The organism is Sutcliffiella halmapala (assembly GCF_002019665.1).
Taxonomy (GTDB): Bacteria; Bacillota; Bacilli; order Bacillales; family Bacillaceae_I; genus Sutcliffiella_A; species Sutcliffiella_A halmapala.
In genome coordinates, this window is the sequence record NZ_KV917375.1 from 1,820,799 (window position 1) to 1,840,980 (window position 20,182).

Consider the following 20,182-nt stretch of genomic DNA (forward strand, 5'->3'; position numbering starts at 1 on the left):
TGTGATAGGCGGGGTGGGCTTTTTTAGTAAAAGAGGGAGGAGGTTTTGAAAAATGTCAGAAGCTCCTTGTCAAACGAAGCTTTGAGAGGTGAGGCAAATCTTTAATGCTCAATTATTTATCTTTCCCCGGATCTCCTTCATCAAAAATGCTTCCTAATCCAGAATATATCAATGTAAGTAAAACAGAAATGACAATTTTACCAAAATCGGAAGAATATAATGGAACAATAACCTCAGTTGATAGGAAGCTTAAAGAAAGATATATTGCTAAAAATACTAGGATTGATTCCACAGAAAACAGTAAGATTCTCGGTACCCTAAACGAACTAACTGTTATTTTAATTAAAAATACTAAAAATAACATGTAGATAAAAGCTAAAATACTCGTGATTAATGAAAATAAATACATATCAATTTTCGTTTCAAAAATGAAATGGTTGCTTAAAAAACCTAAAATAACCAGATAAATAATTAAACTAGTTGTAGTAGCTTTTAAAAATATTGCAAAACCGACGACAACCCCTAGTAAAAAGATAGTCATCAACTTGAGACGTTTTTTGGAAGAATATTTCTTTAATAGAAGCTGTATAATTGCTAATCCAATCAAACAACAAACGAATAAAATAGCGATTATAGCTTGAAGTATGCTCACATATTTTCACCTCAATTAGTTTACAGTTGGATTTTTCCTTTAATAGGCTCAAAAATAAAATGCCTATTAAGTATGAAAAATGGTAAAATTATCATAAATGTTGTAAGAAGAAAAAGATTTTCTTGTTAATAACAAGCATCGTTTAATTTTACTGCTAGACAAAGGAACATGAACATGGTCTTTTTTGTATATATATCGTGATTCAGGTAGCACTATGCCACTATGCGATTTAAATATAAATCGTCGCTATGGACAAGGCATACAATTATAATTGTATGAAGCACGAAAAATAATAGAGTGAGTAACAGCAATTGATAAATAAAGTTAAGAAATTTATAGAAGATTCGTGTTATTAACCCAAATTGGAGGAGTTCCGTTGAAAGTAGGTCTGATTCGGCATTTTAAAGTAACTCGGGGCTACCCGAATGCAAGCGTAACATCAGATGAATTATTAAAATGGATTGAAGAATATGATGTGTCAGAAGTAGAGGAAAATGAGCTGGATTTAGGAAATGTTGATTGGAAAAGATGCTATTCCAGTGACTTACCCCGCGCTGTTACAACAGCAAAAAAAGCATTTCAAGGTGACATCACTTACCTGAAGGAGTTAAGAGAAATAACGCTGGCGCCGGTCTTTCCAGCTACCAAAAAGCTACCGTTAAAATTACACCTATTGTCTATCCGTTTAGCTTGGCTTTTCAATCACAAATCGCAGCCTGTAAGTAAAGCAGAATTACGAGCTCAAATAAGCACAACACTAGATACAATTCTCCAAGAAAAGGAAAACGTACTGATCGTCAGCCACGGTGGCGTGATGATGCTCCTCAGAAAAGAGTTGTTACGTAGAGGGTTTAGAGGTCCAGATTTTAAAATTGCTAATAATGGTGAGCTATATATTTTTGAAAAAAGATGACGGGAGAGATGAAAAGATTAAGTTATTTCTAATAGAATAGTAGGAAGTTCGTTTCAAACTCAATCTCAATTATTAATAATAGAGGCAGAAAACATTGATTTAAAGAGAGAAGGCATTGTGAGTAATGAGTAAAATCGTTAAATCCCAGATCAGTTAAGCGAAAGTATGGAGAGGATTGATGGTTTGAGCAATGAAAGGCTCGGAAAAAAGATTCATTATGGATTATTCTTTTTGATTTTTCCTTTAGCAATTCTCTCTGGGTTTAACGAACTCTATCTAAAATTAGCGTTTATTTTAATAGGTATTAATTTTTTATCTAGGGCCATTACAGAATTTCATCTAAAGAAAAAAAGTGACAAAATCTGGCTGATAGTAGGCGGTTGTTTTTTAATTTTATTTAATTGTTTTAGAATCATTTTTTAGAGGGGGAATTATTTTGCAAACAGTTGAAATTAAACAAACGAACACGAAAGCAATCATTGGATTAACATTAGGTATACTTTCTATTTTGATACCTTTTCTTGGTTTAGTGCTTGCAGTAATTGGAATTGTCCTTTATGGTATGAGCAAAAGAGAAATTGTGCAAAACAATGAAAATGGAAGTGGACTTGCTGTAGCAGGCTTGATTTGCAGTATAGTAGGAATCGTCATTCAATTGTTCATGATACTAGGATTAGTTTCCTTTTATGCGGTTACTGTGGGTGCGTAGTTTGTAGGGGTTCTTTATTAGAAGGAATGTCCTTATAAGATTCAATAAAAGGCAAGTATTCATAGACATACATGAATACTTGCCTTTTACCTTTATTTCAAATGCTTGCGCAACAATTCAATATGCTGTTGATGCTCGGCTAAAATTGATTGAACGATGCTTTTGCTTTCTTGATCAAGATCACCTTTTACCATTTTAGCCATCATATCTGTACCGAATTCTTCTCCCCTAATTGCTCCTTTAATAATGTCATGGGTTTCCTTCGGGTAGCCCTTTACTTGTGCAACGCGCTCTTGGAAGGAGCCGACAATCCCGACATCGTCCACTGCAGTGCCGCCAAGATTTTGAATCTGCTCAGCCACAAAAATGGCATGCATTTTATGGTTTTGTTGAATTGTTTGCAGGTCTTTTTTTACCGCTTGATCTTGGGTGTTTTGAATATAATGTTCATAGGCGTGGATGCCCATAAATTCGCCTTCTAAAAAAGCATTTAATTCTTTAATCTGCTGGTCCATGTCTTTCACTCCTTCAAAATCACTCACTAGTTATAGCGTTCTTTTTAAAGGAGCAAATTATTCTCTTCGAACTTGATTATGAAAGAATTTCTTCTTTTCCATGACCGATTTCTTCTAAAAATTCATCAACGGCTTTTTCATATTCCTCCCGATTTTCTGAATAGCTCATCGCGTGCATTCCGTTTTTAGCGAGATACAATTGCTTTTTGCCTTTCTTTTTTTCGAAAAGCTGTTGAGTCATCATCATTGGAATAAAATCATCGGGCTCACTATGAATAAAAAGTACCGGGTTCTCGATATTTTCGATGACATTAATCGGAGAGACATCTCGCATTGAGTATTTGTCACGTAAGCGCAAAAACGTGTTCGCAATCGGCATGATAAGTTGTTTTGGAATTTTATAATCTGCTCGTAGACGATAGGTGAGTTGTTCTTCTAAATCGGAAAAAGGACAGTCGGCAATATAAAAATCAGCGCCATCTTCCAAGCCACCTGCATACATCAGCAAAGTAGCAGCACCCATTGATTCCCCGTGGATACCGATAACTGCGTCTTTACTAGCTTGCTCTCTGACCCAATCCACAACCGCCTTTAGGTCATGCTTTTCATAAAAACCATAGCTTGTCGTTTTTCCACCGGACTTTCCGTGACGGCGGTGATCATAAAGAACCACATTCCAGCCTCTTTCCAAAAAGATGTTCATATACTTAATGGAATTCAGCGTATTTTGCGTAACTCCATGGCTAAAAATCATGTAACGATTAGAACCTTGGACATCAATTATTTCCCCGTAAATGTTGTAGCCGAAAGGGGAGGGGATCGTTAGCTCTTTTTTAGGAAGCTTCATATACACATCTTCCTTATAGTGACCAAGCATCATCTCTCGTTCTAGGATCTCTTCATTTGTTTTTTTGCGAATGTACATCACCTTGTTCGTAAAGAAAATCCCGATAAACAAGATATAGGAGAGGATTACACCAAAAACAATCAGTACTCGCTTTAGTTGTCTCACTAAGAAAACCTCCAAAATGAATGTATATCCCTTAGTTTACCATTTGGATAAGCATGGAGGGAAATAGGGTGAGAAAATAGTTCCGCTAAAAAATAGTTATTCTTTCATAAGTCAGACCGTATAGTAAAGAAAACAAGGTGCAGGAGATTAGAACAAATTATTGAAATCAGAATAGGTATCAGATGGAATTCGAATAAGCATTGGGAGGGAAGATAAATGGATGTTTTTTGGAGTGCTTTAGGGATTTCTGTTGATATAGTAATTCTAGGGATAGCTGTAGTTTCATTAATCCTACTCTTATCTTTCAAGAAAAGAATATTAGTAAGCATAGTGATCATTGTGGTTGCTATAGGAGCGGTTTATGTATATGACCGCGCAAAATATATCACCTTTCCTGAACTTGTGGAGACTCAACTTAATAGTGAAAGTACGGTTCGGGATATAACCATCACGATCAATGATAATGATCTTTCTGGTGATGGTTTGCCAGTGAGAAAAGCGCATGTAACGATAGAAGATGAGGAAATCATTAAGCGGATTTTAGATGACTTTTCCGACTTGGAGCTTAAGAAAAATGTTAATGCTCAAGGTACTTTTAAAGAGTATCAACTACGCCTTCTTATCATCAATCCGTCGAAGGAAAATGGATTAGTGACAGATTCTCTTTACTTGTATGTAGATGAACATTACGTTAATGATTTTGCAATAGTAGGAGAGACGGACCATTTAAAAACAATTAAGTATTTAGTGGAGAGTGATGAGGTTGAGTGGGAAGACCTAGGGGAGTGATTTTAAAGGGATGCACGCAAGAAAGTAAAAAACCGCAACTTTAAAAGTCACGGTTTCAGGTAGGAAAAAGTCCCTTGTCACCCCAGATTATAATGTTGTTTAACTATTTATTGAAGCCGAGTGATAACAAGGTGTGCCGATACTGGTCTAGCTCCTCCTGCTAGAGGAGTTATCGTTAGTGCAGTGGAATTTCCGGCAGGATTACGTACAGTAAGAATTGAGTTAATTGATAAAGTTTCCACGAGAGCCGTACCTATGATTTTAGAAGTACCGGTTGCTCTTCCTGCCACGGTATAGGCTAGATCAGAACCATCGAGAGTTAGAATCAATTGCCCTGCTTCGGTTACACTCACATTAAAAAAGATCTGGTATACACCAATTTCAGACAAGTTAAATGAACTAGGACTTATACGAGTAATACCGCCAGATCCACTAGTTGGCCCATCTTGTGGAAAGCTAACGTCTGTAGCAGGTGCAACTGTTGCTGCATTATCATTAGGCATTAATGCATAAAAATCTGCAAAGTCTAGTACTCCTCCGGCAGGCCCAGCAGGTCCAGTAGCCCCAGCAACTCCTTGCGGTCCCGCTTCTCCTGCAGGTCCAATTGGGCCTGCAATTCCTTGAGACCCTTGAGGTCCAGTAGCCCCTGTGGCCCCAGTGGTTCCGGTTGCTCCCTCTGGTCCTGGAACTCCTTGCGGTCCTTGTGGTCCCTGAGGCCCAGGAACTCCTTGCGGTCCGGTTGCTCCCGTTGGTCCTTCTGGTCCTGGAATCCCCTGAGGCCCTTGTGGCCCCCCTGAACCACCTGCAGGCCCAGGGACACCTTGAGGCCCTTGAGGCCCTGTAGCGCCAGTAGGACCTGTGGACCCTGTTAAACCTTGAGGTCCAATTTGCCCTGAAGCTCCTTGAGGACCTGTAGCCCCCGTAGCGCCTGGAGTTCCTGAAGCTCCTTGTGGCCCAATAGGACCCTGAGGCCCAGTTTGCCCAGGAATTCCTTGAGGACCCGTAGCGCCAGTAGGCCCAGCTGGTCCAACAGGTCCAATTGGTCCTCCAGCCGGCCCGGGAGGCCCTTGTGGCCCAGCAGGTCCCTGTGGTCCTGGTACTGGAAAAGGGATATGCTTATCACAACAACATTTTAAACGGTTTCGATTACATCGGCTACATCGGTTGCACTGACCCTCGAAGTATATTCCCATACTAAATCCATCCTTTCACTTTTTACTAATATATGTGAATGCCTCCTTAATGGTATAGGTCAATTGAAAAGATGGTGCACAAATAAACTATTATCCTAAATTACTAGGAAAAAAGTCGCTCATTTTCACAAATAACGAAATACATTCAGAACAAAAACACAAGCATCTCGTTCGGATTCGAAAACTTGAGGGAATAGAAGGCGAGGCTAAACGTAGCAATGCTTTATAAACAGACTCCACAAATCATCGAGTATTATATAATTCCCAACAATATAAAAACCGTGACTCCTAGTAAGTCACGGTCTTCATGATTATTGCTCCGAATTCTGCCCCTTTATTGGGTGTGTAGCACGTTCTACTTCTTCTGCTGATTCTACATTTTTGATACTATTTGCATTCGGTTGGCCCTTTTGGCTAGGGCCTTTATGTTTATTGTGTTTTGACATATTAGTAATTCTCCCTTCTCCAATTATCATTAGTTAATGTGAGTAAGGAAGGGGAGAATTATACATGCTGGTTTGTATCCAACTGTGCAAGCTTAAAGTACTGGCTTTCGTAGGACTTATTAAGATGTGGTTGCAGGTTTTCTAGTGCCACCACCACACGGCGCAAGTTAATGCCAGTCTCGATGCCCATTTGTTCTAGCATAAATACGACATCCTCTGTTGCCACATTACCGGACGCTCCAGGTGCAAATGGGCATCCGCCAAGTCCGCCAGCTGATGTATCGAAGCGATCGACCCCAGCTTGCAATGCCGCGAATACATTGGCGAGCGCCATGCCTCTCGTGTTATGAAAGTGTGCCGTTATCATGATATTTGGTAACGCTTTCTTTAGCGTGGAAAATAACTCGAAGGACTCCTTTGGATTAGCCATTCCAATTGTATCGGCTACACTTAATTCGTCCACACCGAAGCCTTCAAATCTTTTACATAGTGCTAACACATCGTCAATTTCCACTTTTCCTTCATATGGGCAGTAAAAAGAGGTGGAAATACACGTTCGTACGAAGAAGTTTTTCGCCTTTAAATCTCGGATAATGGGCTCAAGTTCCTGTAGACTTTCCTCGGTTGTTTTGTTGATATTTTTCTTATTAAAGGTATTACTCACTCCTACAAACACTGCTGCATTTCTACATGAGGTGCTTAGCAAGCGGTCAATTCCCGTTTGGTTGGGTGTGAGCACAAAGTTGCGTGTTTCCTCGTCTAAACATTCCTCGATAATAGCAGGTGCGTCCGCCATTTGTGGAACCCATTTTGGAGACACGAAAGAGGTCAACTCCATTTCCTGAACCCCTGCACTTTTTAGTTGTTTGATAAACTCTATTTTAGCTTCTGTTGGTACAAACGTTTTTAAATTTTGTAATCCGTCTCTTGGCCCGACCTCAATAATTGTTGCTTTCTTTGGTAAGTTCACTATAAGTCCCCCTACTTATTGGAATAACTTTACTACAATTTTAGATAGAAGATAGGCAAAAAAGCAAGAATTATAGAAATTTTATAAAAAAAGCAGGATTTTCGACAGAAACCAAGAAATTAGTTTAATGTAGAGAGAGAGGAGATGGAATCATGGCAAACAAAGAAGTAGTCATTGTAAGCGCTGTCAGAACAGCGATTGGAAGTTTTGGTGGTGCATTGAAGGATGTTTCCGCTCCACAATTAGGAGCAGTAGTAATTAAAGAGGCGCTCGCGAAAGCCGGGCTTGCACCAGATAGTGTAGACGAAGTAATTATGGGGAATGTGCTGCAGGCAGGCTTAGGTCAAAATCCTGCGAGACAAGCTGCAATCGGAGCTGGACTTCCGAATGAGGTATCCTCGATGACGATTAATAAAGTATGTGGATCAGGATTAAAAGCTGTTCACCTTGCCGCGCAAGCGATTATCGCAGGAGACGCTGATATTGTCGTTGCAGGTGGCATGGAAAATATGTCACAAGCCCCTTATTTATTAAAGGGTGCGCGTGATGGTTACCGCATGGGCGATCAAAAGGTCACCGATAGTATGGTGGCAGACGGCCTCTGGTGCTCGTTCAATGATTATCATATGGGTGTAACTGCGGAAAACCTATGCACAAAATATGAGCTAACAAGAGAAGAACAGGACCAATTCGCGGCAAACAGTCAGCAAAAAGCTGTTCAAGCAATCGAAGGCGGAAAATTCAAGGACGAGATTGTCGCGGTAGAAGTAAAAAAGCGAAAAGAAATTCTGACAGTCGATACAGATGAATATCCTAGAAAGGGAACAACCGCCGAAAAACTAGGTGGTTTACGTCCAGCCTTCAAAAAGGATGGCTCCGTAACAGCTGGAAACGCTTCTGGGATTAACGACGGCGCTGCTGCAGTCGTTGTGATGAGCAAGGAAAAAGCAGACGAACTAGGTATTAAGCCGTTAGTGAAAATTGTCGCTAATGCTAGCAGTGGTGTCGATCCAAGTATCATGGGTATCGGACCTGTCACAGCAGTCAAAAAAGCATTAGAAAAAGGCGGGCAAACACTCGAAGAAATGGACCTTGTGGAAGCAAATGAAGCGTTCGCTGCACAAGCACTAGCAGTCGGAAAAGAGCTGCAATTTGATGCTGAAAAATTAAATGTTAACGGTGGTGCGATTGCGCTTGGACATCCAATCGGAGCAAGCGGAGCTCGTATCCTGGTTACCCTTATTCACGAAATGAAACGTCGTGAAGCGAAAAAAGGTCTTGCTACACTATGTATCGGTGGCGGCCAAGGTGTTGCAACAATAGTAGAAAACATCTAATTCAATAGAGAGAGGTGCAACGCGATGAAACCAATTTACACATCATTTACCGAAGCAGTAAAAGATATTCAGGATGGCGCAACCATTATGGTAGGTGGATTTGGCCTGTGTGGAATTCCAGAAAACCTCATCCTAGCGCTAGTAGAAACAGGGGTAAAGGACTTAACGGTCATCTCCAATAACTGCGGAGTAGACGAATGGGGTTTAGGACTTTTACTAAAAAATAAACAAATCAAGAAAATGATTGGCTCCTATGTCGGAGAAAATAAAGAATTTGAACGCCAAGTGTTATCAGGTGAACTAGAAGTGGAACTTACTCCACAAGGAACGCTTGCCGAAAAAATCCGTGCAGGTGGAGCAGGAATCCCAGCATTTTATACGCCAGCAGGAGTTGGAACGCCAATTGCTGAAGGTAAAGAGGTGCGCGATTTCAACGGGAAAGAATATGTATTAGAAGAAGCTTACTCGGCAGATTTCAGCTTAGTAAGGGCAGATAAGGCAGATAAAATGGGGAATCTCATTTATAACAAAACTGCTCGTAACTTCAACCCAATGATCGCGGCAGCTGGAAAAGTAACGATTGCCGAAGTGGAAGAGCTTGTTGAAATTGGAGACTTAGAGCCAAATCAAATTCAAACACCAAGCATCTATGTTCAACGACTCATTGTCGGCAAGCAGGAAAAGAAAATAGAACGTGTCACGACAAGAGATTAGCGAGGAGGGGAAAACGAATGGCAAATGAAAAAGTAAACACCCGTGAAAAAATCGCCAAACGAGCAGAAAAAGAAATCGAAAGCGGCTACTACGTCAACCTAGGAATCGGAATACCCACACTCGTGGCTAACTACATATCCGACAACAAACAAGTCGTCCTGCAATCGGAAAATGGTCTATTAGGAATCGGACCATACCCAACAAAAGAAAACGTCGACGCTGATCTAATCAATGCCGGCAAAGAAACCGTAACCGCCATCCCAGGCGCGGCTTACTTCGATAGTGCGGAATCCTTCGCGATGATTCGCGGTGGCCATGTTAACATCGCCATCCTAGGTGGAATGGAAGTTAGTGAGAACGGCGATCTCGCAAACTGGATGATTCCAGGAAAAATGATCAAAGGTATGGGTGGTGCGATGGACCTCGTACACGGAGCTGGTCGTATCATCGTCATTATGGATCATGTAAACAAAGCTGGCGAAGCAAAGATTTTGAAAGAATGTACATTGCCACTAACGGGAAAAGGTGTGGTAGATCGTATTATCACCGACCGTGCAGTGTTAGATGTGACTGAGCGAGGCTTGAAGCTTGTAGAAGTTGCAAATGGATATACGGTGGAGGATATTCAAAATTCAACAGAGCCCACTTTGATTGTGGATGAGTTTGTAAAGTTGGATGCGTTTTAATAGGGAGTAGTAAAAACGAAGTACCTATAAATTTTAGAGAACAAAGGAAAAAAGGAGGGGATTTACATGCTAATTAAACAAAATATATCAAATTATAATACGATGGTTATTTCCCCCTCACTAAGTCAGTGAATTTGTTCAAAAACAGTTTATTATTCTAAACAAGACCTTCGTATTAAACGGAGGTCTTTATTTTTTTCTGCCAAACTAATATGAATTATATATAAAGGAGACTGTTAATATGGAGATTAGAAGGTACAAGATTGAAGATGAAATGAGTTGGGTACGGTGTCGAGTCCTTTCTTTTTTAGATACAGCGTATTACGATAACGTGTTGCAGGAAAAAGAAAGGTATGAAAATCCATCGATTGAATTAGTAGCAGTAATTCATAATCAAATTGTTGGGCTATTAGACATTGAGTACGAAGAAAAAGAAAGGACTGTGTGTTCCAGAGGTAAGGGGATTGGTGGAATGATCTGGCATATAGCAGTCCATCCAGATTTTCGTAGGAAAGGCATTGGAAAAGCACTACTTTTAGAGGCAGAAAAAATCGCAAAAGAGTTAGGATTAAACCGCCTTGAGGCATGGACAAGGGACAATGCATGGGTCAATAGATGGTATGATTCGAACCAGTTTGAAATGGTTGATTCTTATCTGCAAGTATATATAGATGGGGCAGGGGAATTAAAAGGAGTATTAAAAAGTGAAGTGCCTAAGCTGAAGCCAGTTCAAGCTTTCGCACATTATGTTGGTGAAGATAGGGAGCGGATAAAGACTAAATTTAAACGGGTTCATGAATGTTTTTGTTATGAGAAACAATTAATTTAGTCTACCCTACTCTGAAAATGGAGTAGGGTACCTGTTTCTACTCCCCATAGGTCTCTGCTATAGGTGTTTGTGAGTGTTCGAGGTCATGGATTTTAAAAGAAAGGAAAAGCATGACCTTAGCAAAGGAAAAAGAAAGAAGGTAGTCAAGGAGCTTTTATGAGTATCCGAATCACGCTACATTATGCAGGCTTTCACACCTGCACTCCAATCATTAGGGGTGAAGGGGATACTGGAGCTCCACTTAATCATTATCATGTTGTGATTTTTCGTTGCATTGCAAGGGTGTATAGCAGAATGAGTTTAGCTTGAAATTTCCATAATTAATAATTTCTAAATATTTGAAACTATATAAAATATATATCGTACTAAATGGAAAGGGGATAAATTAGGAGGAGTCTTATTGGCTGATACAATTTTAACGATTATTTTATTGTTGCCGGTATATGGTGTATTAATTTGGACCTTCTTTCACCCGGAGGAAAGTATGCTTTTGGGAAATAGGTGGATGTATAAGGGGGAACCGGAGTTTTCGGAAGACGCCATTCGGTAAACTAAATTTGTATCCATTAATGGTGCTATTTTCCTAACACTAATACTGGTAATTTCTGTCCTAGATAATCAATTTGTTAGGTTTCTACTAATTATAGGATTCGTCTTTTACATCATCTTTAGTGGTTACAGATTGCTAAAAAAATATGTTGAGTAACGGTTGTTTTGCTTTTTTGGAGAGAGAAAACTTATTCAAAGAAAAAGATATTAGGAGAAATAGTCATGAAAAGGTTAATGATTATGACAGTTGGTAAAACACATAGCGGGAAAAGTACTTTTGCAAGAGATCTGGAGAAGGAGTTAAGCAATTCAATTGTAATGGATCAGGATAATAATGCTGATTTTATTAATACATTTTATAGAAATTTGCAGCCGAAGCATGGCCCTAATACGCTCAAGCATGCAATCTCAAAGTTAATTGTCAATTATGCCATTGAACAAACAAACTTTCATCTTATTATTTGTAACGCAAACCGAAGTAGAAAAGGTCGATCCAATTTACTTGAAGAGTTCTTTTGTGAAAATGAGTTTGTCAGGATTCTTGTCCATTTTGATATACCGGATGATGTCCTTCAATTCCGAGTTAGGAATAGTCAGCGAAGTACGAATATATTTAGGGGAACTTATACTAATTTTGAGGAGGTCCTCGTTCGACAACAGGAAGAATCTCTAATGGAAGATATCATAGATCCTATGGAAGGGGAAGGAGACCATCTGTTTGTCATAAAAGACAACCAGGAAGTGGCTGCTGTTATTCAGAAAATTAATCATATTGCTCAATGTCTATGACAAAGATCTATGATGGAAGAGAAAACTAATTGGATAAGGAACCTGTCGAGCGATCTCCATAGAGGTGATAATGTGAACGAAATTATGAAATGTTTAGGATGTAGTCTAGCAAATAAATTTGCACCTGTGAATGTAGTCTATGAGAACGATTATATTTGTTGTATTTTAGACCATGACCCATTTAATGAAGGGCACGTTATGATACTACCAAAAAAACATGTTGAAGATGTTGATGAACTTGATGTAGATACCGCAAATGAGGTAATACAGGCATCAAGGTTAATCTCAAAAGCGATAAAGGTGCTATATAAACCTGATGGAATAACCATCTGTCAAAATGGAGGCGTCTTTAGCGAATTATCTCATTTTCATATGCACATTGTTCCAAGGTATAAGCATCAATCGTTTGCCGATTTTTATTTGGAAGAGCCTTTAAAAAATGAGAGGTTAAAAAGTAAATTGATAGATACAAGAAATGAATTAGTCGAAGCTATCAAAACAATAAATTAATTCTTCTTAAACTATTAGGCGCAATCCTTCCAATAGCAGAAAAAACACTTGTTTATTGAAATTTGTGTATATATAGTGATAACTAATAGAAAAATTATATGACAAGAAGATACTAGAGGGGAATGAATAATATGAAGCCAAGAATTTCGGTTATTACATTGGGTGTAGATGATTTGGAAAGGTCATTGAAATTCTATCAGTATGGGCTTGGACTACCAACCGAAGGAATAATAGGCAAAGAATTTGAACATGGAGCTGTTGCTTTTTTCGACTTACAACCGGGATTAAAACTTGCAATTTGGAATCGTAAAGATCTTGCTCATGAGGCAAAGGTTAAGCAAACTGCTATAAGTCCAACTGAATTTACTCTTGGTCATAATGTAGGTAGTAAGGAAGAGGTCGATATGGTAATGGAACAGGCAAAAAAAGCCGGGGCTGTTATTACAGACCCAGCGCACGATGCTTTTTGGGGGGGATACTCTGGACACTTCCAAGACCCAGATGGACATTTATGGGAAGTGGTTTGGAATCCACATTGGGAATTAGTTGAATAAAAAAGGCAGAAAAAATAGTTAGGGGATAAAAGATGCATTTAGGTACTCTAATTGCAATAGGGAACACAGCCAAAATCTATCTGTCTGAAAATAAGATTGTTAAATTATATAATGACTATCTACCGGAAACGGAAGCTTCCTATGAAGCATCCAAACAAAAATGCGCCTATACGTGTGGACTATCGGTACCTAAAATATTGGATATTACGAAAATAGATGGGAAACAAGCGTTAATAATGGAATACGTTAAGGGTAGAACAATAGGTGACCTTGTATCTGATGAAATGGATCAAGCAGAATACTACATGAATATTTCTGTTGAGATACAACAAAAAATTCATCAGACGGTCGTCGCTAATGAATTTGAACCAATGACTGAAAAATTAAGTCGTCAAATCGCATCAGCCCATACCTTGGATAATAGACACAAGTCTGCTTTACTACATAAATTGGAGACGATGACCTTTGAGAAAAGGCTTTGTCATGGAGATTATCATTTATATAACTTGATTATGTCAGACAACAAAGTAACAATTATCGATTGGGTGGATGCAAGTGTGGGGGATATTCGTGCCGACGTTTACCGGACGTATCTTTTGTATTTACAGTTTTCAGTAGAATTAGCAGATTTGTATTTGCGTCTTTATTGTGAGAAAAGTGGTTTATTGAAAGAGGAGGTCCTGCAATGGGCGCCAATCATAGCAGGTGCGAGATTGGCTGAACATGTGCCAGCGGAAAAATCCGAACGCCTTATGGAGATAGTAAATCAACATCTTAGGAATGAAAGGGATTTCTAATTTTGCATAGTAGAATAGAGTTTGGGAGCAGCAGTTAGTGCTGCCTTTTTAATTGTAACAGAATTAATTGTGATAATACTTCATAATCGCATCATCAAAACTCCTTATAAAAGGAAAAAGAGAGAACGATTAGTGGGTGATCGTGCCCTCAAAAACGAAAAAAGAGAAATAGGTGGAACGATTAGCGCGTGATCGTGCCCTCAAAAACGAAAAAAGAGAAATAGGGGGAACGATTAGCGCGTGATCGTGCCCTCAAAATCGGAAAAGAGAAATAGGTGGAACGATTAGCGCGTGATCGTGCCCTCAAAATCGGAAAAAGAGAAATAGGTGGAACGATTAGCGCGTGATCGTGTCCTTAAAAACGAAAAAAGGGAAATAGGGGGAACGATTAGCGAGCGATCGTGCCCTCAAAAACGAAAAAAGAGAAATAGGTGGAACGATTAGCGCGTGATCGTTCCCTCAAAATCGAAAAAAGAGAAAAAGAGGGAACGATTAACGCATAATCGTGTCCTCAAAAACGAAAAAAGAGGGAACCATCTGAACGTGATCTATAAAGGTTAATTAACTCGTGCTTTCTCTTTTGTTCTAATCTGGTTAATTAACTCGGATATATTGTGCAATAGTAAAATTAATAAAGGAATGTAAGTTTATATCCTGAAAATAGGGGAAAATCATCATAATTGAACTTAGGTTTCAGGTAAAACTATAAATCATGTCTTTAAAGTGTTAAAATTTAAATTTAATGGAGATTAGAATAAAGTAGTTTTATGTTGGCTAGTGTTGGAACTTTCAATGCTGTGAATATAGCTATAATTTTCGGAGGTTTTACAAATGGACATGAATAATAACGATATTTTAATTCGATTACGATATGCGCTAGACATAAAAGATGCGGATATGATAGAAATTTTTAAACTTGGTGGCGTGGATGTCACGAAAGAAGACGTACAAAAGCTGCTTACTAAATTTGAGGAAATTTACGATGCTGAAGGTAATTTAGTAGAAGATGAAGAAAATGTTAGATGTGATAATTTCACATTAGAGTCATTTTTGAACGGCCTTATTGTTTTTAAAAGAGGAAAACAAGAACCAAAACCCGGTCAGCCTGAAAGACCAGCAATGTCGATCACAGATAATCGAAGTGTGAATAATGTAGTTCTAAAGAAGCTGAAAATAGCACTAGCATTAACAAGCGAGGATATGATTGATATTTTGGCAGATGCTGGAGTGATGGTAACAAAAGGAGAATTAGGAGCTTTACTAAGAAAAGAAGGCCATAAGAATTATAAGGCATGCGGTGATAGATACGCGCGAAACTTTTTAAAAGGACTAGCGTTTAAATATAGAGATTAACATAATCTTTAGATAAGGGTCGAAACAGATACCGCTTCTATAGGAGGGTGGGGTTGAATCATAAGCAGCCCTTCTTTCCGTTACTTAGCTAGATGGTTTCGGCAATGATTTCAAATTTTCCCGAGGATACACCAACTGCGTTATCAATCGCTTGTTATAAGACAAAAGACCACGAACTTCCTTACTCATTTTTTCTACCCTTTCCTATACATATTTCCAAAAGTAACCACATTTACTAATATAGATACTTATATTGTTTCTTAGGAGGTTACTGAGTTTAGTGATTAAAAAAAAGTGGCTTATTTCGATATTTATTTTCCTCATTACAGGGATAGGTACGTTTTTTATTTTTCAACAAATTTTTAATAAGGAAACAGAAGCAATTCCAGTAACAAGTCATGTCAGCACTCGAGACATAGAAGTGGAAGTGAAAGAGGTTCACAGGGATGAGGAATCAGATACTAACATCGATAGCGATGGTAGTAAGGGAAACGAAACGGAATATCCCAAAGAGGAGGAAGAAAGTTTATCGAATGACGATGTAAAAGACATTGTTTCTGATTTATTTGAAGGTATTCTTTTCACCTATCGTGATCTGGGTACAGCGCATAATTGGAGTAATCGTAGTAACCCTGCTGATTTTGAGCTTCTTAAACCAGAGCTACTTCAATATGCATCTAAATCCTTTACGGATGGTCATTTGAAGGAGTTATCCTCAAAATATTATTGTGAATGTGATGCACCTCTTATCCCGTTTCCATCGCTGGATGTTCGATTTACGGTGGTAGAAAGCAACAGTAATAAAATAGTTGCGTCGTCCATCGAATTTTCTAATGAGTTACATGGGGACAACGGAGGGACGATCTATTTTACGGTAATTAAAGAGAATGAAATTTGGGTGATGGATGGTTGGAGCAAAGTCAGTCCTGAGAAAGAGGATATGAAGGTCACCTGGCAGGAGTATGAAGCTTATGTAGGGAAGTATAACGACGTTACCTTTCTAAACGAAGTGAATGGTGGAAAGGTCTATGTTTTTTTTAATCATGATGCTAATTGGTTGAACGCGGTTGACGCTACAAACACAAATTCCATCTATGACATTCCGATAGACTGGATTCCAATCGAGTATCGTAAGCCACCATACTATATCAAGAGCATCGAGGGTATCTGGAGGCATGAAAGCTACTCTGGAGGATTTGAAATTAGTAATGTCTCTGGGAATGTATTTGACTTTCAGCTAAATGTTATCTCTAGTGGAGGAAACGTTGGTGAGCTAGAAGGAATGGCAGTAGTCGATGGAACAAAAGGAATCTTCAACGAATTAGAGCATGGATGTGAACTGATTTTCGAGCTCGGTACAGACTCCATTGAAGTGACCGAAAACACAGGATGTACAGCTTGGCATGGAAGTAATATGTCGTTTGAAGGTGTTTATAAGAGAGAGTAGTAGATAACAAGAGAATGGAGAAATTTAGGGAACTTCTTAATTAAAGCAGAAGTTTCCTTATTTTTATTGAAAAATGTTATTCTGTTTAGTTATTTTCAATTTTAAGCTACATTTAGCAATGCCTTTTCATTTCATTCTTTTTACATGATAATAGAAGGGTTCATATGTAAAAAGGGGGAGAAATGTATGTCTATGTCGGAGGGATTTATTGAAGTAACTGGTGGGAAGGTATGGTATCAGCTTCACGATACGAATACAAATCAGACACCGGTTATTGTGTTACATGGCGGGCCAGGTTCTTCGCATTTTGCTATGCAAGATTTACGAATCCTTAGCAAGGATCGCCCGGTTATTTTTTATGATCAATTAGGATGTGGGAAATCGGATCGACCTACGGACACGTCCCTTTGGAATATTGATCGATTTGTGGAGGAGTTAGGACAAATCAAAGAGGCGCTTGAACTAGAGGAATTCCATATTCTTGGTCACTCATGGGGAACGACGTTAGCAGCGGCTTACTATCTAGCGAATCCTACCGGGGTAAAGAGTATTATCTTTTCAAGCCCGTGTTTAAGCGCTCCAATGTGGGCAGCGGATCAGGATCTAAATCGCAAACAACTTTCTCGAGATGTTCAAGAAACATTAAAGCAATGTGAGGAAAATGGGACAACAGATTCACAGGAATACAAGGATGCAACGGCTGTATTTAATAAGCATTTTGTCTGTAGACTGGATCCATATCCTGAATTCCTAAAAAAAGGGGCACACAACAGAAATCCTGAGGTTTACAATATTATGTGGGGTCCATCTGAATTCCATGTGACCGGAAACTTAAAGGATTTTGACTGTACCGACCGATTAAAAGAAATCCAGGTACCAACTCTTTATACGTGTGGTCGCTACGATGAAGCTACGCCTAAATCAACAGAATACTTTAGCTCCTTAACACCTAATGGAAGGTTCCATGAGTTTGAAGAAAGTGCGCATATGCCATACATAGAAGAGCCGGAGGAATATGTGAGAGTAATTGGTAAATTTTTAAAGAATGCTGATGTAAGAGAATTGTAATTTTATATGAAATTTGAAAAAATTGCAAAAACCGATAAGAATCGTCTTGTCGGTTTTTGTTAGTTTATGGAATAATATAATTAAACCACAATTAGGTTTTGTACCATCATTTGCGCGAAAAGGAGAGAAGAGAATTCCATGCAACCACAAAAGCGATTAGTATTCATAGGTGATAGTATTACCGAGTCAGGGCGTTTCAAGGATACAGAAAGAATGGGTTCTGGCTATGTGAAAATGATTTACGACTATTTAGTATTAACGGATCCTAGTAATTTTCCGAACGTTATAAATCGTGGAATTAGCGGAAATAGAATCACAGATTTACAGAGTAGATGGGACGAGGATGTAATAAAGCTCAATCCAGATTATGTATCTATCTCAATCGGCGTGAACGATGTTTGGAGGCAATTAGATAACCCGGAATTAGAACAAGTCTCTCCAGAAAGATTTGAAAGCATTTATCGTGAGCTTTTAACGGAAGTAAATGAAAAAACGAACGCGGTCCTTTTCTTGATGGAGCCAACTATAATTGAAGAAAATATAGAGTCTCCTGGTAATATCATACTAAAAGAATATGTCGACATCGTTCAACAATTAGCGATAGAATACGATTCGATCCTTGTACCGACCCACCAATCATTCTTAGATTATTTACGAAATAATCCTATCCACGCATTAACAACAGACGGTGTTCACATGAATGATAAAGGAAATCTGTTAATGGCGAAAACATGGGTTGATGCAGTAAAGTGGCACTTGAAATAAAAAATGAAAATGAAAACTGGTGTTTCCCCGCAAAAATTCTGTTGATAAGTATTTTATAAACGAGACCGTTTGGTGTTGTAGCACCAGCGGTTTTTTGTATTTAAAACACAACAGCCATGGTTTTAATAGCAGTATCAATAAAAGAAGCAATGAAATGAAACAATTATAAAAGTCAAAAAATTATGAAAATAATTCTTGCAATATCAGAAAAGTGAAAATATAATAATTATAAAGTTTAAACTTTATTATTATTATATTTTGTTGTATAAACTTCTTTTGTGCTACCATCAAAGAAATCCCTTCTTAAGCTCCTTTTTTTCTAAGCTCCTAGTTTTATCAACATTTCTTCTCGTGAAGAAAAAACTATGCCCACATGTCTAGAGGAAATATCCTCCAAGATAATAATTCTATTTAAAAAGGAAGTGACTACATGAAAATAGATAAAATTAAACTACAGCGATTAAAAATGCCTTTAAAGGCCCCTTTCGAAACGAGCTTTGGAAAGGTAGTAGAAAGAGATATCATTCTTGTTCGTGCTTTTGGTGGCGGAGAGGTTGGGATAGGTGAAAGTGTAGCAATGCCATTTCCTGTTTATAATGAGGAAACAACTGGGACGGTATTCTATATTCTTGATGAATTTTTAATTCCTAAATTAATGGATATTGAGATTCAACATCCTGATGAAATTTCATCAATGTTTTCCTCTATTCGACGCAATAATATGGCAAAAGCAGTACTAGAAATGGCCATCTGGGATCTATATAGTAAGCAAACTGGACAAAGCTTATCATCAGCGATTGGTGGAACACGAGATGAGATAGAGGTTGGAGTTAGTATTGGAATAGAACCTACTGTAGAAAAACTAGTAGAAAAAGTGGAGGGATTTATAGAGGAAGGTTATCGAAAAATTAAAGTGAAAATTAAGCCGAGTTGGGACATAAAACCACTGAGCGCGATTCGAAATAGATTTGGAGACTCTATTCCCCTAATGGCAGATGCCAATTCAGCTTATACTTTAAAAGATTTAAATCTATTAAAGCAGTTGGAACAATTTAATTTAATGATGATTGAACAGCCATTAGCTCATGATGACATTATTGATCATGCCAAGCTACAATCTGTATTAACAACGCCATTGTGCCTTGATGAAAGTATTCATTCAGTGGAGGATGCGAGAAAAGCAATAGAAATTGGGGCATGCAAAATTATAAATATTAAGGTTGGACGCGTAGGGGGCATTACAGAATCAAAGAAAATTCATGACTTATGTGAAGAACAAAATATTCCAGTTTGGTGCGGGGGCATGTTAGAAGCTGGTGTTGGACGCGCCCATAATATTGCATTAGCATCGTTAAGAAATTTTACTATTCCTGGTGACACGTCGGCATCTAATAGATACTTTGAGGAGGATATTATTTTCCCAGAAGTAAAACTAATGAAACCTGGCTATATTAAAGTACCTACACAATCAGGATTTGGTTTCGATCTCAATGAAGGTCTTATTAGTAAATTAGTATATTTAGAGAAAGAATATAAACTTTGTAGTAAGCTATCAAAAAAGTATTGACTAATCTATTAGGAGGTT

Annotated in this window: 24 protein-coding genes; 18 read left to right on the forward strand and 6 right to left on the reverse strand. The window is 38.4% G+C overall.

Features of this window, described 5'->3' with window-relative positions; translation table 11 throughout:
- Nucleotides 1-112: 112 nt before the first annotated feature.
- On the reverse strand, nucleotides 113-652 hold the full coding sequence (locus tag BK580_RS08820; RefSeq protein ID WP_078379969.1) for a hypothetical protein: 540 nt from the start codon (nucleotides 650-652) through the stop codon (nucleotides 113-115).
- 376 nt (nucleotides 653-1,028) lie between these two features.
- Here BK580_RS08820 and BK580_RS08825 point away from each other — a divergent pair, with 376 nt between their 5' ends.
- Nucleotides 1,029-1,565 (forward strand): histidine phosphatase family protein, encoded by a 537-nt coding sequence (locus tag BK580_RS08825; RefSeq protein ID WP_078379970.1) that lies wholly within the window; start codon nucleotides 1,029-1,031, stop codon nucleotides 1,563-1,565.
- A 436-nt stretch (nucleotides 1,566-2,001) separates the two neighbouring features.
- On the forward strand, nucleotides 2,002-2,274 hold the full coding sequence (locus BK580_RS08835) for a DUF4190 domain-containing protein (protein ID WP_078379972.1): 273 nt from the start codon (nucleotides 2,002-2,004) through the stop codon (nucleotides 2,272-2,274).
- A 92-nt stretch (nucleotides 2,275-2,366) separates the two neighbouring features.
- Here the strand turns inward: BK580_RS08835 and BK580_RS08840 are convergent, their stop codons facing one another.
- Both BK580_RS08840 and BK580_RS08845 read right to left on the reverse strand, forming a co-directional pair.
- On the reverse strand, nucleotides 2,367-2,789 hold the full coding sequence (locus BK580_RS08840; RefSeq protein WP_078379973.1) for a ferritin-like domain-containing protein: 423 nt from the start codon (nucleotides 2,787-2,789) through the stop codon (nucleotides 2,367-2,369).
- 76 nt (nucleotides 2,790-2,865) lie between these two features.
- Entirely contained in the window at nucleotides 2,866-3,801 is a 936-nt protein-coding gene (locus tag BK580_RS08845) for an alpha/beta hydrolase (protein WP_078379974.1), read from the reverse strand.
- Nucleotides 3,802-4,017: 216 nt separating this feature from the next.
- On the opposite strand from BK580_RS08845, the gene BK580_RS08850 reads away from it, so the two are divergent.
- Nucleotides 4,018-4,590 carry a hypothetical protein gene (locus BK580_RS08850; protein ID WP_078379975.1) on the forward strand — a complete coding sequence of 191 codons (573 nt, stop codon included), beginning with the start codon at nucleotides 4,018-4,020 and terminating at the stop codon, nucleotides 4,588-4,590.
- Between the two features lie 107 nt (nucleotides 4,591-4,697).
- Here BK580_RS08850 and BK580_RS08855 read toward each other — a convergent pair whose 3' ends face one another.
- The 3 genes from BK580_RS08855 to BK580_RS08860 form a co-directional block, all read right to left on the reverse strand.
- Nucleotides 4,698-5,783: a collagen-like domain-containing protein gene (locus BK580_RS08855; protein WP_078379976.1), complete on the reverse strand. Its 1,086-nt coding sequence runs from the start codon at nucleotides 5,781-5,783 to the stop codon at nucleotides 4,698-4,700.
- 311 nt (nucleotides 5,784-6,094) lie between these two features.
- Nucleotides 6,095-6,229 (reverse strand): hypothetical protein, encoded by a 135-nt coding sequence (locus BK580_RS24030; RefSeq protein ID WP_268877369.1) that lies wholly within the window; start codon nucleotides 6,227-6,229, stop codon nucleotides 6,095-6,097.
- Between the two features lie 58 nt (nucleotides 6,230-6,287).
- Nucleotides 6,288-7,199: a hydroxymethylglutaryl-CoA lyase gene (locus BK580_RS08860; RefSeq protein WP_078379977.1), complete on the reverse strand. Its 912-nt coding sequence runs from the start codon at nucleotides 7,197-7,199 to the stop codon at nucleotides 6,288-6,290.
- Between the two features lie 152 nt (nucleotides 7,200-7,351).
- Between BK580_RS08860 and BK580_RS08865 the strand changes: the two genes are divergently transcribed.
- The 15 genes from BK580_RS08865 to menC all read left to right on the forward strand — a co-directional run bounded on the left by BK580_RS08865 (nucleotide 7,352) and on the right by menC (nucleotide 20,164).
- The gene (locus BK580_RS08865; protein ID WP_078379978.1) at nucleotides 7,352-8,536 is read left to right on the forward strand and encodes an acetyl-CoA C-acetyltransferase; all 1,185 of its coding nucleotides are present in this window, start codon (nucleotides 7,352-7,354) and stop codon (nucleotides 8,534-8,536) included.
- 24 nt (nucleotides 8,537-8,560) lie between these two features.
- Nucleotides 8,561-9,250 (forward strand): CoA transferase subunit A, encoded by a 690-nt coding sequence (locus BK580_RS08870; RefSeq protein WP_078379979.1) that lies wholly within the window; start codon nucleotides 8,561-8,563, stop codon nucleotides 9,248-9,250.
- 17 nt (nucleotides 9,251-9,267) lie between these two features.
- Nucleotides 9,268-9,936, forward strand: a complete 669-nt coding sequence (locus BK580_RS08875; protein ID WP_078379980.1) for a CoA transferase subunit B — start codon at nucleotides 9,268-9,270, stop codon at nucleotides 9,934-9,936.
- 241 nt (nucleotides 9,937-10,177) lie between these two features.
- Complete coding sequence (locus BK580_RS08880; RefSeq protein ID WP_078379981.1) at nucleotides 10,178-10,765, forward strand: GNAT family N-acetyltransferase; 588 nt, start codon at nucleotides 10,178-10,180, stop codon at nucleotides 10,763-10,765.
- A 400-nt stretch (nucleotides 10,766-11,165) separates the two neighbouring features.
- The gene (locus tag BK580_RS08885) at nucleotides 11,166-11,315 is read left to right on the forward strand and encodes a hypothetical protein (RefSeq protein ID WP_211279016.1); all 150 of its coding nucleotides are present in this window, start codon (nucleotides 11,166-11,168) and stop codon (nucleotides 11,313-11,315) included.
- Nucleotides 11,316-11,536: 221 nt separating this feature from the next.
- Complete coding sequence (locus BK580_RS08890; protein WP_078379982.1) at nucleotides 11,537-12,103, forward strand: AAA family ATPase; 567 nt, start codon at nucleotides 11,537-11,539, stop codon at nucleotides 12,101-12,103.
- A gap of 84 nt (nucleotides 12,104-12,187) precedes the next feature.
- Entirely contained in the window at nucleotides 12,188-12,613 is a 426-nt protein-coding gene (locus BK580_RS08895; protein WP_078382699.1) for an HIT family protein, read from the forward strand.
- A 131-nt stretch (nucleotides 12,614-12,744) separates the two neighbouring features.
- A complete protein-coding gene (locus tag BK580_RS08900) occupies nucleotides 12,745-13,167 on the forward strand; it encodes a VOC family protein (RefSeq protein ID WP_078379983.1) in 423 nt (140 codons plus the stop codon).
- 32 nt (nucleotides 13,168-13,199) lie between these two features.
- Complete coding sequence (locus BK580_RS08905; protein WP_078379984.1) at nucleotides 13,200-13,964, forward strand: phosphotransferase family protein; 765 nt, start codon at nucleotides 13,200-13,202, stop codon at nucleotides 13,962-13,964.
- A 21-nt stretch (nucleotides 13,965-13,985) separates the two neighbouring features.
- Nucleotides 13,986-14,156: a hypothetical protein gene (locus tag BK580_RS23540; RefSeq protein ID WP_169864888.1), complete on the forward strand. Its 171-nt coding sequence runs from the start codon at nucleotides 13,986-13,988 to the stop codon at nucleotides 14,154-14,156.
- 639 nt (nucleotides 14,157-14,795) lie between these two features.
- The gene (locus BK580_RS08910) at nucleotides 14,796-15,317 is read left to right on the forward strand and encodes a YehS family protein (protein WP_078379985.1); all 522 of its coding nucleotides are present in this window, start codon (nucleotides 14,796-14,798) and stop codon (nucleotides 15,315-15,317) included.
- Between the two features lie 280 nt (nucleotides 15,318-15,597).
- The gene (locus tag BK580_RS08915) at nucleotides 15,598-16,764 is read left to right on the forward strand and encodes a hypothetical protein (RefSeq protein WP_078379986.1); all 1,167 of its coding nucleotides are present in this window, start codon (nucleotides 15,598-15,600) and stop codon (nucleotides 16,762-16,764) included.
- A 186-nt stretch (nucleotides 16,765-16,950) separates the two neighbouring features.
- Nucleotides 16,951-17,832 (forward strand): proline iminopeptidase-family hydrolase, encoded by an 882-nt coding sequence (locus BK580_RS08920; protein WP_078379987.1) that lies wholly within the window; start codon nucleotides 16,951-16,953, stop codon nucleotides 17,830-17,832.
- Between the two features lie 138 nt (nucleotides 17,833-17,970).
- Nucleotides 17,971-18,597, forward strand: coding sequence for an SGNH/GDSL hydrolase family protein (locus BK580_RS08925; RefSeq protein WP_078379988.1), 627 nt, complete (start codon nucleotides 17,971-17,973; stop codon nucleotides 18,595-18,597).
- A gap of 430 nt (nucleotides 18,598-19,027) precedes the next feature.
- A complete protein-coding gene (gene menC, locus BK580_RS08930) occupies nucleotides 19,028-20,164 on the forward strand; it encodes an o-succinylbenzoate synthase (protein WP_078379989.1) in 1,137 nt (378 codons plus the stop codon).
- The last annotated feature ends 18 nt before the right edge of the window (nucleotides 20,165-20,182 follow it).